Here is a 13,054-nt window from a genome sequence, read left to right on the forward strand (position 1 = left end):
GGTCGTGCATCCTCAGGCCTTACCTGGCGGGCCTGCGGAGTGTAGAGGGAGCGCTGAACATTATCACTGCCGAAAACCCGGCGGAAGCGATTTAAGACCCCTTATTGTCAATGGATTTGACAGGTATAACCGTGTTCAGCAATGTCGCTACGGCGCCGATATTTCTGGCACGATACTGACATTAGTGTAGCGCGGGGGCGGTATTTGTCAGGCCAGGCGGGAGAACGGCGGCAGGGCGATCGGCAGAAAACAAAAAAGGCGCTTCCCCATGCCGGTTCGCGCCTTTTTAATCAGCAATTTACTAAGCGAACTTAGTTCATGCCGTATTTTTTCAGTTTTTTACGCAGCGTACCGCGGTTGATACCCATCATCAGCGCAGCGCGGGTCTGGTTGCCGCGGGTGTATTGCATCACCATGTCCAACAGGGGCTGTTCTACTTCAGCCAGTACCAGCTCATACAGATCATTAACATCCTGACCATTCAGTTGAGCAAAATAGTTCTTCAGTGCCTGTTTTACCGAGTCACGCAGGGGCTTTTGAGTCACCTGATCCTGAGAGTTAACGGTAGAAACGGTCAGTACGTCAGAATTTACGCGTTGTTCGAACATAGTTCTGTCAGCTCTTTATTTCTGTTTACGCAAAATTTTCGAAGTATGCCTCCAACGCCTCCAGCTGTTCGCTGGCATCCTCAATGGCGTTGAATGTGCGCCGAAACTGGTCATCTGGAGCATGTTCCTGGAGATACCAGGCCACATGTTTACGCGCGATTCGGTACCCCTTTGCCTGGCCGTAAAAGTCATGCAATTCCCGAACGTGCGCGCAAAGCAAACGCTTAACCTCTGCCAGAGGCAGAGGGGGCAGCAACTCCCCAGTGTCCAGATAGTGCTGGATTTCCCGAAAGATCCAGGGTCTTCCCTGAGCCGCGCGACCTATCATCAGAGCATCAGCCCCTGTATAGTCGAGCACAGCTCTGGCTTTATGCGGGGAAGTAATGTCGCCATTCGCAATAACCGGAATGGAGACCTTCTGCTTAACTGTCCGAATGCTGTCGTATTCTGCGTTGCCCTGAAACAAACAGGCGCGCGTGCGGCCATGAATCGTCAGCGCCTGAATACCACATTCTTCAGCCAATTGGGCAATTTCTACACAGTTACGGTTAGCCGGATCCCAGCCGGTGCGAATTTTCAGCGTAACGGGAACGTCCACTGCGTTAACTACCGCGGTCAGGATAGACTTCACCAGTTCCGGGTATTGCAGAAGGGCTGAACCTGCCAGCTTGCGATTCACTTTTTTAGCCGGGCAACCCATATTTATATCAATAATCTGGGCGCCGTTATCCACGTTAATACGCGCGGCTTCCGCCATCTCTTCGGGCACGCTGCCGGCAATTTGCACCGTGCGAATACCCGGCTCATCCACATGTACCATCCGCAACCGGGATTTATCGCTCGCCCAGACTTCCGGGTTAGAGGACATCATCTCAGAAACGGTTAACCCTGCTCCCATCTCGTAGCACAGCGTCCGAAACGGTCTGTCTGTAATGCCAGCCATCGGGGCTGCGATCAGGCGATTTCTGAGCTGGTAGTGTCCGATACGCATGAGTGAAGAAATGACCATACTGTGCCTGCAAGGCGGCGTATATTACGCATTTTTTGCACGAGATGAAAGGCCAAACTTTGAACAATCCGATGCGACAGATCAATGAATCGGCATCTGTACTGAATCCCTTAATAAATTAAACTTAACAATCATAACGTTAAGCAAAATCGCTGAAAAAACACGCGTGAAAAAAATCCCGGAAATCGTTCTTTTTTTAACGAAACGGCAGGCGCAGAAGCGGGATAAACGGCGATAAATTGTGCGAATTAAGCGATAAAATGCGATCTGAGTCTCGTTATGTCGCTGGTGGATCCTGCGAAGAAGGGCGGAAATGCTGGTTAAAAGGCGGGCGGACTTTTCCGCCCGTAGTGGATTATTCTACAACTACACGCCCGTGAAGAGGCTGCACGGGGCGGTTATTATCGTGATGCATAACCTGTTTGAATTTATTGAGTTGCTCTGCTGACAGCGTCAGTGGATGCTTCAGCACAAGCCAGGCGATACCTTCACTGCAGGGCGGCGTGGTCAGCGAACCGCTAAAACGATAGTACGTCTTATCTTTCGGCAACAGTTTATTGATATCGATAGCGGCGGTCAGCGGTTGGCTGGCGTCGGCATGGTCAGGCAGCGCCTGCCAGAGCTTCTCAAGTTCGGCGTTCGCCGCTCCGGTTTTAAACATTACCGCGACAACCGCTGTCTCACCGGCTGCGTTTTTATGCACCAGATGCATTTCAAGATCGTAATGCTTACCGTGGAGCGTATTTTCACTTGGCGCATGGAAATGGAACTGCTGGAGGCGATACGCCACGCCGTCGATCAGGACGCTATCTTGCGTGGTTTCCGGCAGCGTCGCCTGAATAGTATGGCCGTTATTGAGGATCAGCGACGGGCCGTCGATATAGTGCGTGTTCAGCGGCACCACGTGGGCTTTTAGCGTGCTATCAATATCAATAGGGGACTGGTTCATGCCTTTCTGGCACAGGCTGAAATCCGGATCCAGCGATCCCCAGTGATCGGGCGCGCCTTCACCTTCATAACTCCAGTGAGAGGCCATCGCCAGGGCGGGGAACAGACTCAGGGCGAGCCAAACGGAACGAGCAATTTTCGTAGCCATAAACGAATTCTCTGTGTGAATAATTAATGCTTTCTCATTTGTGAAATATATATTTCACACAGTTATTATACGGTTATGGCGAGTGACCCAAAAATCAAACCGTGTATAAAAAAATAAAAAAGCGCAGATAATGCCGCGCTTTTTTGTAACGATTGATGCTTTAGCCGTTAGTGATGGACTTTAGCGCTTCACGCCGGTAATCCGGCACCACTCTTCTTTTTCCACGACCGGATCGAGCGTAAACAGCGCGTCATACGCCTCGCATACGCTTTGTGCCTGGCTTGCCAGAATACCGGAAAGGCCCAGTTGCCCGCCCTGAACCGGCAGTACGCTAATTAGCGGCGCGAGTTCGCGCAGCGGGCCAGCAAGGATATTGGCAACCACGACGTCAGCCTGCATATTCGCGGGCTGGTTTTCCGGAAGATAAAGCTCCAGACGCTCCGAGACGCCGTTGCGCTCGGCATTATCGCGGCTCGCCTGAATCGCCTGCGGGTCGATATCCACGCCGATCGCTTTCGCCGCGCCCAATTTCAGCGCCGCAATCGCCAGAATGCCGGAGCCGCAGCCGAAATCGATAACGGTTTTACCGGCCAGATCCAGCCCGTCCAGCCACTGCAGGCAAAGGGCGGTCGTCGGGTGTGTGCCGGTGCCGAACGCCAGGCCCGGATCGAGCATCACGTTAACGGCATTCTCATCCGGCACGTCGCGCCAGCTTGGGCAGATCCACAGCCTTTCGCCGAAGCGCATCGGGTGGAAGTTATCCATCCATTCACGCTCCCAGTCTTTATCTTCCAGCTGCTCGATTTTATGGGCGAAGCCTGCGCCGGGAAGCGGGGCGTTTTCCAGCATGGCTACCACATCCTGCATGTCTGTTTCCGCGTCAAACAGGCCGATGACGTCGGTATCGCCCCACAGGCGTGTTTCACCCGGCAGCGGCTCGAACACCGGCGTGTCGTGGGTGTCCTGGAAGGTCACGGAGACCGCGCCGCTTTCCATCAGCGCATCGCTAATCGCTTCGGCGTTAGCGCCAGTGGTGTTTATTTTCAGTTGGATCCAGGGCATGGCATTACTCATTCATTAACAGAGGAAACAGGCGCGGCCTGCGGAACCGGGCGACCGAAAAGGTTACCCACCACAAAGGCCAGCAGACTCAACAGCAGGGACGGCACAATCGGATGAAAGCCGAACAGCTGTATTTTAAACGTGGCCAGCAGCGCGTAAAGCACGCCGCCGACAATCATACCGGACAGCGCGCCTGCCGCATTGGCGCGCTCCCAGTAAAGGCCCAGCACCAGCGGCCAGAGGAACACGGCTTCCAGCCCGCCAAAGGCCAGCAGGTTGAGCCAGATAATCATCTCAGGCGGACGCCACGCGGCCAGCAGCAGCAGGACGCTCAGCACTAATGTAATCAGCGATGACATCCGCTTCAGGCGTTTCTCGTTGTGGATCTCCGCCGGACGGAGATTCAGCCACAGATCTTTGACGATCGTCGCGGAAGACTGCAACAGCTGCGCGTTGATCGTCGACATGATCGCAGCCATCGGCGCGGCGAGGAAGATCCCGGCGGCGAAGGGCGGCAGAACCGTCACCATCAGCGTCGGGATAACCAGATCGGGCACATGTAAATCCGGCAATACCGCGCGACCCAGCGCACCGGCAAGATGCATCCCCAGCATCAAAATCGCCACGACAATCGTGCCGAGAATAATGCCGCGATGCACGGCTTTGCTGTCTTTATACGAGATACAGCGTACCGCCGTATGCGGCAGGCCGATCACCCCGAAACAGACCAGCACCCAGAACGACGTCATAAACGCGGGCGACAGCATATCTTCCGCGCCCTGCGGCGACACCAGTTTCGGATCGATATGCTGAAGCTTATCCACCGCGCTGTGCAGCCCGCCTGCCGCATGGACCACGCCTATCAGTAAGACGGTGGTGCCGATAAGCATCACCAGCCCCTGCAGCGTGTCGTTAAGGACGCTCGCGCGAAAACCGCCGAACGCGGTGTAGAGCGCAATACTGATGCCGAAAATCAGCAGGCCGGTTTCGTAAGGGATGCCCGCTGCCGTCTCCAGCAGGCGCGCACCGCCGATAAACTGCACCGTCATGGCGCCGATAAACGCCACCAGCAGGCTCAGGCTCGCCAGCCATACCAGCAGGCGGCTCTGAAAGCGCGCGTAGAGCATATCGTTAAGCGTCACGGCGTTATAACGCCGCGCAAGAATAGCGAATTTCTTGCCGAGAATACCGAGCGACAGCCAGACGGCAGGCAGCTGAATCATCGCCAGCAGCACCCAGCCGAGCCCATATTTATACGCGGCGCCCGGCCCGCCGATAAACGAGCTGGCGCTGATATAAGTGGCGGTCAGCGTCATCGCCAGCACCACGCCGCCCATCGAGCGGCTGCCGAGAAAATATTCATTCAGAAAATTGCCGCTGCCGCGGCGCTTCATCGCATACAGCGACAGGCCAAACACCACCAGCAAATAGGCGACAAGCGGCACAATGACGTCATGCTGCATCGTTATCCTCCAGAGGAATGTCGCGGAAAATCACGCGCACCATCAGCCAGCAAAGCAGAATAAACAGCAGCGGCACCAGCAGGCAGGCCATCTCAAACCAGTGCGGCAGGCCGGTGATCCCCTGTTGCGAATCAGGTAAGTAAGCGGCCACCAACCAGGCGGCAAGATAGAGGAGGGTCAGCCACAGCGCCCAGCGCGCTTCTTTATGGGCCTGAACAAAACGTTTGTCCATGGTCATACCCTGTCAGTGAAGAAAGCGGCGATTGTACCCTGGCACTTCAGGGGAGGCACAAAAAATAAAGGCCAGCAGAGCTGGCCTTGTGCAGGGAAACGGGGCTTATTTTTCTTGCAGGCCCAGTTTCTTCTCCAGGTAGTGGATGTTTGTTCCACCGTGCTGGAAGTTTTCGTCGTTCATGATGCGGGTCTGCAGATCAACGTTGGTTTTGATGCCGTCGATGATCAGCTCCTGCAGGGCGTTACGCATACGGGCCAGCGCCACGTCGCGGTTTTCGCCATAGCAGATGAGCTTGCCGATCATGGAGTCGTAATACGGCGGTACGGTATAACCGGCGTAAATATGCGATTCCCAACGAACGCCAAAGCCGCCCGGCGCATGGAAGCGCGTGATTTTACCCGGGCTTGGCAGGAACGTGTTCGGGTCTTCGGCGTTGATACGGCATTCGACCGCATGGCCTTTGACCACGACTTCTTCCTGTTTGATAGAGAGCGGCTGACCGGCAGCGATACGCAACTGCTCTTTGATAAGGTCAACACCTGTGATCATCTCGGTCACCGGATGCTCTACCTGAATACGGGTGTTCATCTCGATAAAGTAGAACTCGCCGTTTTCAAACAGGAACTCGAACGTACCCGCGCCGCGATAGCCGATATCCACACACGCTTTCGCGCAGCGCTCGCCGATATAACGACGCAGTTCCGGGGTAATGCCCGGCGCTGGCGCTTCTTCGACGACTTTCTGGTGACGACGCTGCATAGAGCAGTCGCGTTCCGCCAGATAGATAGCGTTGCCCTGACCATCCGCCAGCACCTGAATTTCGATGTGGCGTGGGTTTTCCAGGTACTTCTCCATGTAGACCATATCGTTGCTGAAAGCGGCTTTCGCTTCCGCTTTGGTCATGGAGATGGACTGCGCCAGTTCAGCATCGCTGCGCACAACGCGCATACCGCGACCGCCGCCGCCGCCAGATGCCTTGATAATCACCGGGTAGCCGATGCGTTTCGCATGGGCGCGGTTCTTATCCATATCGTCGCCCAGCGGGCCGTCAGAGCCCGGTACGGTCGGTACGCCCGCTTTTTTCATCGCGGTGATCGCAGACACTTTATCGCCCATCAGACGGATGGTGTCAGCTTTCGGGCCAATGAAGATAAAGCCGGAGCGCTCAACCTGCTCGGCGAAATTGGCGTTCTCAGAGAGGAAGCCATAACCCGGGTGAATAGCTACCGCGCCAGTAATTTCAGCGGCTGCGATGATTGCCGGGATGTTCAGATAGCTTTTGACTGACGGCGCCGGACCGATGCACACGGTCTCGTCAGCCAGCAATACGTGTTTCAGATCGCGGTCCGCAGTGGAATGCACAGCGACGGTCTTGATGCCCAGTTCTTTACAGGCACGAAGAATACGTAGTGCGATTTCGCCGCGGTTAGCGATGACAATTTTATCCAGCATGTTCGCCTCGTTATTCGATGACAACCAGCGGCTCGTCAAATTCTACTGGCTGACCGCTTTCCACCAGGATCGCTTTCACAACGCCTGCTTTGTCGGATTCGATCTGGTTCATCATTTTCATCGCTTCAACGATGCACAGGGTGTCGCCCACGTTGACTTTCTGGCCTACTTCCACAAACGCTTTCGCATCCGGGCTCGGGGTACGATAGAAGGTACCAACCATCGGGGAACGTACGATGTGACCACTGACTTCTGCGGCAGCCGGAGCTTCCATCGCCGGAGCGGCAGCCGGAGCAACAGCGTTAGACAGGGCCGGCTGGGGCTGCATCATTGGCGCGGCATACGCCTGCTGCATCATCGGGAAGCCCGTATTAGCCGGGGAACGGCTGATACGTACAGACTCTTCGCCTTCAGAAATTTCCAGTTCAGCGATGCCTGATTCTTCAACCAGCTCGATCAGTTTTTTAATCTTACGAATATCCATGAGTGGGTTCCGTACTCTTGTTTAGTGTGATTGTGACAGGCGTTTGACCGCCGTCTGTAAAGCATAGGTATAGCCGTCGGCGCCTAAACCGCAGATGACGCCGGCTGCGATATCTGAAAGGTATGAATGATGCCGGAAAGGCTCTCGTGCGTGCACATTGCTCAGGTGGATCTCGATAAACGGGATATTCACCGACAGCAGCGCGTCGCGCAGCGCCACGCTAGTATGCGTAAACGCGGCCGGATTGATCAGGATATAGTCAATCTTGTCTTTAGCCTGATGAATTCGGTCGATAAGGGCATATTCAGCGTTGGATTGCAGGTGATCGAGCGACACATTCAACTGCTGCGCGACAGCGGCGAGTTCGTTAACAATTTGTTCCAGCGTCTGTGTGCCGTACTTCTCCGGCTCACGGGTGCCCAGCATGTTAAGATTCGGGCCGTTCAAAAGCAAAATGTGAAATTTCTCGGTCATCCTGGCGCTATCTCCTGCCATCTTCCGGTAAATGTCAAAATATACCTTCATCGTCTGGTTGTCACCCGTCGGCGAGTAAAAAGCCCCGGCTGAAAAACCAAAGTCGCACATTATAACGATTTCGTAGCATTTGGCAGCTAAATACTGGTCTTATCAGGGAAGATTATCAACCACCCTCAGGAAAACGTTATCGGGGAATAACAGAAGTGCGGGAAAACGCACATAAACGCGTCACGTTCGCCACCATTGACGCAACTTTTTGTAGCGCCATGCCAGCAGGATAATCGCGCCAAGCGCGTAAAGAATGGGTTGCGGCGACAGGATCTTCACTGACCACAGATAGTGAATCGGCGCGAGTATCGCCACCAGATAGATGAAGTTATGCACCGTTTGCCACCGGCGACCGAGTTTTCGCTGCGCCGCCTGGAAAGAAGTCAGCGCCAGCGCCAGTAGAATAAGCCAGCTGATAACACCGAGCGTCAGATAGGGGCGCGAGACCAGCTCGCTGCCCAGCAGCGACAGATTGCTTAGCCCCAGCTCCAGTAGCGAATAGCTCACCAGATGCAGCGTCGCCCACGCAAAGCACCACAAGCCCAGCAAACGCCGGGTGCGGATAAGCAACGGCTGCTTTAACAGGCGGGTCAGCGGGGTCACGAGCAATGTGGCAAGCAGCAATTTTAGCGCCATTCTGCCGGTAAAATGCTGGATATCTTTCGCCGGATCGGCGCTGAATAAGCCCTGGCTTGCGGCATAGAAAAGCCACACCAGCGGTAAAAAGGCGGCGAGATGCAGCGCCACTTTCAGCCAGGTAATCTGTTTTGCTGTTAAACGCACTCAGAAGTTCTCCCGCAGATCGAGGCCTTTATAGAGCGATGCCACCTCGTCGGCGTAGCCGTTGAACAGCAGCGTCGGCTGGCGCTTCACATCCAGTACGCCGCCTGCGCCAATCACGCGCTCGCTGGCCTGCGACCAGCGCGGATGATCGACATGCGGATTCACGTTAGCGTAAAAACCATATTCATCCGGCGCGGCAAGGTTCCACGTGGTCGGCGGGCGTTCGCGGGTCAGCGTAATGCTGACTATCGACTTAATGCCTTTAAAGCCATATTTCCAAGGTACAGTCAGACGCACCGGCGCGCCGTTTTGCGGAGGCAGCGCTTTGCCGTAAACGCCGGTTGTCAGCATCGTAAGCGGGTGCATCGCCTCATCGAGCCGCAATGCCTCGACATACGGGTACTCCAGGCCGCCGCCGATAAAGCGGTCTTTCTGGCCCGGCATAATCTCGGGCGCGTACAGCGTCTTGAAGGCGACATATTTCGCGTTGCTGGTGGGCTCCACCAGCGCGAGCAGTTTATGCAGCGGGAAACCTATCCACGGCACGACCATCGACCAGGCTTCGACGCAGCGCATCCGGTAAATGCGCTCTTCCAGCGGAAACTTTTTGGTGAGGTCGTCGTGATCCAGCGTCAGCGGCTTCGCCGCTTCTCCGTCAATCTTCAGCGTCCATGGATTCGTTTTCAGGACACCGGCGTTTGCGGCAGGGTCGGCTTTATCCAGCCCAAATTCATAGAAGTTGTTATAGCCCGTAACTTTGTTTTCCGGCGTCAGGTCAAGTTTCGCCTGATACTGCGCGGGCCGCGTGAAATCAAGCGGCGCGCCGGCGGGCGCTTTGGGGCGGTCATTCCCTTTAAACCAGGAGAGCACATCCGCGTGGGCGGCGGTGGGCAGCGAGAGCGCCGCAGTAGTAATGCCCAGGGCTTTGAGCACCTGACGGCGCTGCATAAAGAAAGCCGACTCGGCGGTGACATCGGCTTCGGTTAAACGGCTGACTTTTTTCATGACCGGCTCCGCAATAACGACACGTAACGCTACGCCTTAATCATGACAGGGCACAAGTCAGCCTGCGAGTGGAGAGGTTAATTATCTGTAAATAAATTTTAGCTTAACGAATTTTGACCAGCGTCCGGCCCTGCGCGCGGTTGCTGATAATCGCCTCGGCGAAGTCAGGGGCCTGGTCCAGCGTGATTTCGGTCGCGCTCTGCTCATAAAAGGAGGCGGGCAGATCGCGCACCAGGCGCTGCCAGGCTTCGAGGCGGCGCGGGGCAGGCGTCATAACGGAATCAACGCCCTGCAGACGCACGTTACGCAATATAAAAGGCATCACCGTGGTCGGCAGGGAGAAACCGCCCGCCAGACCGCAGGCCGCTACGCAGCCGCCGTAATTCGTCTGCGCCAGCACTTTCGCCAGCACTTTATCGCCAACGGTGTCTACTGCGCCCGCCCACAGCTGCTTCTCCAGCGGGCGGCTTTCGGCAAACTCGTCGCGGCCGACAATACGGCTGGCGCCGAGGCTTTTCAGGTAATCATGCGTACTTTCGCGCCCGGAAACGGCGACAACCTGATACCCCAGATTATGCAGCAGCGCCACCGCCGTACTGCCCACGCCGCCGCTTGCGCCGGTGACGAGCACTTCGCCGCTTTCCGGACGCACGCCTGCCTCTTCCAGTGCCATCACGCACAGCATCGCCGTAAAGCCCGCCGTGCCGATAATCATCGCCTGACGTCCATCGAGCCCCTGCGGCAGCGGCACCAGCCAGTCGGCTTTCACGCGCGCCGTTTCGGCAAGGCCGCCCCAGTGGTTTTCGCCAACGCCCCAGCCGGTCAGGAGCACCTGCTGGCCCGGCGTAAAGCGCGCGTCAGCGCTCTCGCGCACAACGCCCGCGAAATCGATGCCCGGCACCATCGGAAATTCGCGAATGATTTTGCCTTTGCCGGTGATGGCCAGCGCGTCTTTATAGTTAAGGCTTGACCAGTCGATATCGACCGTGACTTCTGCCTGCGGCAGCATCGCTTCTTCTATAGGTTTTACACAGGCCAGCGTTTTGCCGTCCTGCTGTTCGAGAAGTAAAGCCTGCATGTTAACGCTCCTTAAAAACGACTTAAGTGGGGAAAATCATTCCTGAGGACTATACTCGCATATTGAAACGTTATGCCGATTTGCCGCAAGAAAACTGCATAGCCGCTCAACCATTTCTGGTAGTATGCGCGGTTCGAACTCAAAGTTAGTACTCACTTTCCACCTGTTCATTAGCGTGAAGAACCGAAAGGCGGTTCCCCCGCGTGACATCCAACCACGGAGTTAACACAAGGATGCGCTTAACGACGAAATTCTCCGCCTTTGTCACGCTGCTGGTCGGTATGGCGATGCTGGTGACGCTGCTTGGCTGCTCACTGAGTTTTTTTAACGCCATTCAGCATAAAGTGACGCAGCGTGTCGCGTCAGTTGCGTCCGTGGTCGATAACGAACTGGTTTTTCAGTCGCCGCAGATGATGCAGCACCGCCTGGATGAAATGATGGTGCCGCTGGATATCGTGCTGATTGAGTTTGAAATGGGCGGTAAAGTTGTTTTCAGCCATACGAGACCCGAAAGTTATCGGGAATCCACGCTTCAGACCCGCGCCCGCCACCTCTCTGTCCCTCTCATTAAACACCCTGGCATGACGCTGCGTTTAACCTGGCAGGATCCGCTCGCCAACTATTATCGTTCTCTGCTGACTACCGCGCCGTTGACGCTGGCATTCGCGCTGATGGTCATCCTCATTTATATCTCCGTGCGCTGGATCAAACGCCAGCTCGCAGGGCAGGAACTGCTGGAAGGCCGCGCGGTGCGCATCCTCAACGGCGAGCGCGGCGCCAACGCGCGCGGCAATATTCACGAATGGCCCAGCCACGCCAGCAGCGCGCTGGATGTATTGCTGACCGAATTACAGCGTGCCGGGGAGCAGCGCAGTCGTATGGATACGTTGATCCGCGCCTTCGCCGCCCAGGATGCCAAAACCGGGCTAAGTAACCGTATTTTCTTTGATAACCAACTGGCGACGTTGCTGGAGGAGCAGGAGAACGTCGTGACGCACGGCGTGGTGATGATGATCCGCCTGCCGGATTTCGACATGTTGCGCGAGAGTTGGGGCAAAACTGCTGTTGAAGAGTATCTCTTTACGCTTATCAACATGCTTTCTACCTTTATCATGCGCTACCCTGGCGCCCTGCTGGCCCGCTATTTCCGCAGCGATTTCGCCGTACTGCTGCCGCACCGCACGCTGAAAGAAGCCGACAGCATCGCCAGCCAGTTGCTTAAAGCGGTCGGGACATTGCCGCCAACCCGGATGCTCGACAGCAGCGATATGCTGCACATCGGCATCTGCGCCTGGCGCAGCGGGCAAACGACCGAACAGGTGATGGAGCATGCCGAAGTGGCCGCCCGCAACGCGGTATTACAGGGCGGCAACGGCTGGGCGGTCTATGACAGTTCCTTGCCGGAAAAAGGGCGCGGCAATGTGCGCTGGCGTACGCTCATCGAAAATGCGCTGCAACGCGGCGGCCCGCGCTTTTATCAAAAGCCCGCCGTCTTGCGTGACGGCTATGTTCATCACCGCGAGTTGATGTGCCGTATCTTTGACGGCGAAGAAGAAGTGCTGGCGGCGGAGTATATGCCGATGGTGCAGCAGTTTGGCCTGGCTGAGCAGTACGATCGTCAGTTGATTACCCGCGTCCTGCCTTTCCTGCGCTTCTGGCCTGACGAAACCCTCGCGCTGCCGGTCACCGTAGAGTCGCTGATTCGTCCGCCGTTCCAGCGCTGGCTGCGCGACACCTTGATGCAATGTGAAAAATCGCATCGAAAACGCATTCTTTTTGAACTTGCCGAGGCAGATGTTTGTCAACACCTCAGCCGTTTACAGCCGGTGGTGCGTTTAATCAGGGCGCTTGGGCTTCGCATTGCGGTGGTGCAGGCGGGATTAACGGTGGTCGGTACGGCCTGGATTAAAGCGCTGGATGTCGAAATCATCAAGCTGCATCCGGGACTGGTGCGGGATATTAACAAGCGCACCGAAAACCAGCTTTTTGTACAGAGTCTGGTGGAAGCGTGCAACGGAACGCAGGCGCGGGTTTTTGCCGCCGGCGTCAGAACCAAAAGTGAATGGCAGACGCTGGTCGAGCGTGGCGTGACGGGAGGTCAGGGCGATTTTTTTGCTGCCTCGCAACCTCTCGATACTAATGTGAAAAAATATTCGCAAAGATACTCGGTTTGACCTGCCGTTTAACTTGTTTTCACGTAGAATAACGCGCGCTGCATCTTAAGGGGGCGCACGCCTGCCGGCCAGAGTGTCGC

The 13,054-nt window shown here is 56.0% G+C and carries 13 protein-coding genes; 1 reads left to right on the forward strand and 12 read right to left on the reverse strand.

Features of this window, described 5'->3' with window-relative positions; translation table 11 throughout:
- Positions 1 to 311: 311 nt before the first annotated feature.
- From fis to acuI, 12 genes are all read right to left on the reverse strand, one after another.
- A complete protein-coding gene (fis, locus tag AACV31_RS03815; RefSeq protein ID WP_000462905.1) occupies positions 312 to 608 on the reverse strand; it encodes a DNA-binding transcriptional regulator Fis in 297 nt (98 codons plus the stop codon).
- A gap of 25 nt (positions 609 to 633) precedes the next feature.
- A complete protein-coding gene (gene dusB, locus AACV31_RS03820; RefSeq protein ID WP_032807645.1) occupies positions 634 to 1,599 on the reverse strand; it encodes a tRNA dihydrouridine synthase DusB in 966 nt (321 codons plus the stop codon).
- 373 nt (positions 1,600 to 1,972) lie between these two features.
- Positions 1,973 to 2,713 carry a carbonic anhydrase gene (locus AACV31_RS03825; protein WP_165155591.1) on the reverse strand — a complete coding sequence of 247 codons (741 nt, stop codon included), beginning with the start codon at positions 2,711 to 2,713 and terminating at the stop codon, positions 1,973 to 1,975.
- 180 nt (positions 2,714 to 2,893) lie between these two features.
- Positions 2,894 to 3,775: a 50S ribosomal protein L11 methyltransferase gene (gene prmA / locus AACV31_RS03830; protein ID WP_165155593.1), complete on the reverse strand. Its 882-nt coding sequence runs from the start codon at positions 3,773 to 3,775 to the stop codon at positions 2,894 to 2,896.
- Between the two features lie 8 nt (positions 3,776 to 3,783).
- A complete protein-coding gene (gene panF, locus AACV31_RS03835) occupies positions 3,784 to 5,238 on the reverse strand; it encodes a sodium/pantothenate symporter (protein ID WP_161589574.1) in 1,455 nt (484 codons plus the stop codon).
- A complete protein-coding gene (locus tag AACV31_RS03840) occupies positions 5,228 to 5,470 on the reverse strand; it encodes a YhdT family protein (protein ID WP_007766620.1) in 243 nt (80 codons plus the stop codon). Before AACV31_RS03840 ends, panF begins: the two co-directional genes overlap by 11 nt.
- Before the next feature lie 105 nt (positions 5,471 to 5,575).
- Positions 5,576 to 6,925, reverse strand: a complete 1,350-nt coding sequence (accC, locus tag AACV31_RS03845; RefSeq protein ID WP_007766622.1) for an acetyl-CoA carboxylase biotin carboxylase subunit — start codon at positions 6,923 to 6,925, stop codon at positions 5,576 to 5,578.
- Between the two features lie 10 nt (positions 6,926 to 6,935).
- Positions 6,936 to 7,409, reverse strand: coding sequence for an acetyl-CoA carboxylase biotin carboxyl carrier protein (gene accB / locus AACV31_RS03850; protein WP_007766624.1), 474 nt, complete (start codon positions 7,407 to 7,409; stop codon positions 6,936 to 6,938).
- A 21-nt stretch (positions 7,410 to 7,430) separates the two neighbouring features.
- Positions 7,431 to 7,883, reverse strand: a complete 453-nt coding sequence (aroQ, locus tag AACV31_RS03855; protein WP_041923103.1) for a type II 3-dehydroquinate dehydratase — start codon at positions 7,881 to 7,883, stop codon at positions 7,431 to 7,433.
- Positions 7,884 to 8,114: 231 nt separating this feature from the next.
- Positions 8,115 to 8,717 carry a protein-methionine-sulfoxide reductase heme-binding subunit MsrQ gene (gene msrQ, locus AACV31_RS03860; RefSeq protein WP_075199382.1) on the reverse strand — a complete coding sequence of 201 codons (603 nt, stop codon included), beginning with the start codon at positions 8,715 to 8,717 and terminating at the stop codon, positions 8,115 to 8,117.
- Complete coding sequence (gene msrP / locus AACV31_RS03865) at positions 8,718 to 9,722, reverse strand: protein-methionine-sulfoxide reductase catalytic subunit MsrP (RefSeq protein WP_165155595.1); 1,005 nt, start codon at positions 9,720 to 9,722, stop codon at positions 8,718 to 8,720.
- 103 nt (positions 9,723 to 9,825) lie between these two features.
- A complete protein-coding gene (gene acuI / locus AACV31_RS03870) occupies positions 9,826 to 10,800 on the reverse strand; it encodes an acrylyl-CoA reductase (NADPH) (protein ID WP_075199384.1) in 975 nt (324 codons plus the stop codon).
- A 233-nt stretch (positions 10,801 to 11,033) separates the two neighbouring features.
- Here acuI and csrD point away from each other — a divergent pair, with 233 nt between their 5' ends.
- On the forward strand, positions 11,034 to 12,974 hold the full coding sequence (gene csrD / locus AACV31_RS03875) for an RNase E specificity factor CsrD (protein WP_075199385.1): 1,941 nt from the start codon (positions 11,034 to 11,036) through the stop codon (positions 12,972 to 12,974).
- Positions 12,975 to 13,054 lie beyond the last annotated feature (80 nt).

It is taken from the genome of Cronobacter sp. EKM101R (genome assembly GCF_963888145.1).
Lineage (GTDB): Bacteria > Pseudomonadota > Gammaproteobacteria > Enterobacterales > Enterobacteriaceae > Cronobacter > Cronobacter turicensis.

Excerpts from the sequence above, each read along its gene's own strand:
- accC (WP_007766622.1), bottom strand. The coding sequence starts at position 6,925 with ATGCTGGATAAAATTGTCATCGCTAACCGCGGCGAAATCGCACTACGT.
- fis (WP_000462905.1), bottom strand. The coding sequence starts at position 608 with ATGTTCGAACAACGCGTAAATTCTGACGTACTGACCGTTTCTACCGTT.
- prmA (WP_165155593.1), bottom strand. The coding sequence starts at position 3,775 with ATGCCCTGGATCCAACTGAAAATAAACACCACTGGCGCTAACGCCGAA.
- csrD (WP_075199385.1), top strand. The coding sequence starts at position 11,034 with ATGCGCTTAACGACGAAATTCTCCGCCTTTGTCACGCTGCTGGTCGGT.
- AACV31_RS03825 (WP_165155591.1), bottom strand. The coding sequence starts at position 2,713 with ATGGCTACGAAAATTGCTCGTTCCGTTTGGCTCGCCCTGAGTCTGTTC.
- accB (WP_007766624.1), bottom strand. The coding sequence starts at position 7,409 with ATGGATATTCGTAAGATTAAAAAACTGATCGAGCTGGTTGAAGAATCA.
- panF (WP_161589574.1), bottom strand. The coding sequence starts at position 5,238 with ATGCAGCATGACGTCATTGTGCCGCTTGTCGCCTATTTGCTGGTGGTG.
- acuI (WP_075199384.1), bottom strand. The coding sequence starts at position 10,800 with ATGCAGGCTTTACTTCTCGAACAGCAGGACGGCAAAACGCTGGCCTGT.
- msrP (WP_165155595.1), bottom strand. The coding sequence starts at position 9,722 with ATGAAAAAAGTCAGCCGTTTAACCGAAGCCGATGTCACCGCCGAGTCG.
- aroQ (WP_041923103.1), bottom strand. The coding sequence starts at position 7,883 with ATGACCGAGAAATTTCACATTTTGCTTTTGAACGGCCCGAATCTTAAC.
- dusB (WP_032807645.1), bottom strand. The coding sequence starts at position 1,599 with ATGCGTATCGGACACTACCAGCTCAGAAATCGCCTGATCGCAGCCCCG.
- AACV31_RS03840 (WP_007766620.1), bottom strand. The coding sequence starts at position 5,470 with ATGGACAAACGTTTTGTTCAGGCCCATAAAGAAGCGCGCTGGGCGCTG.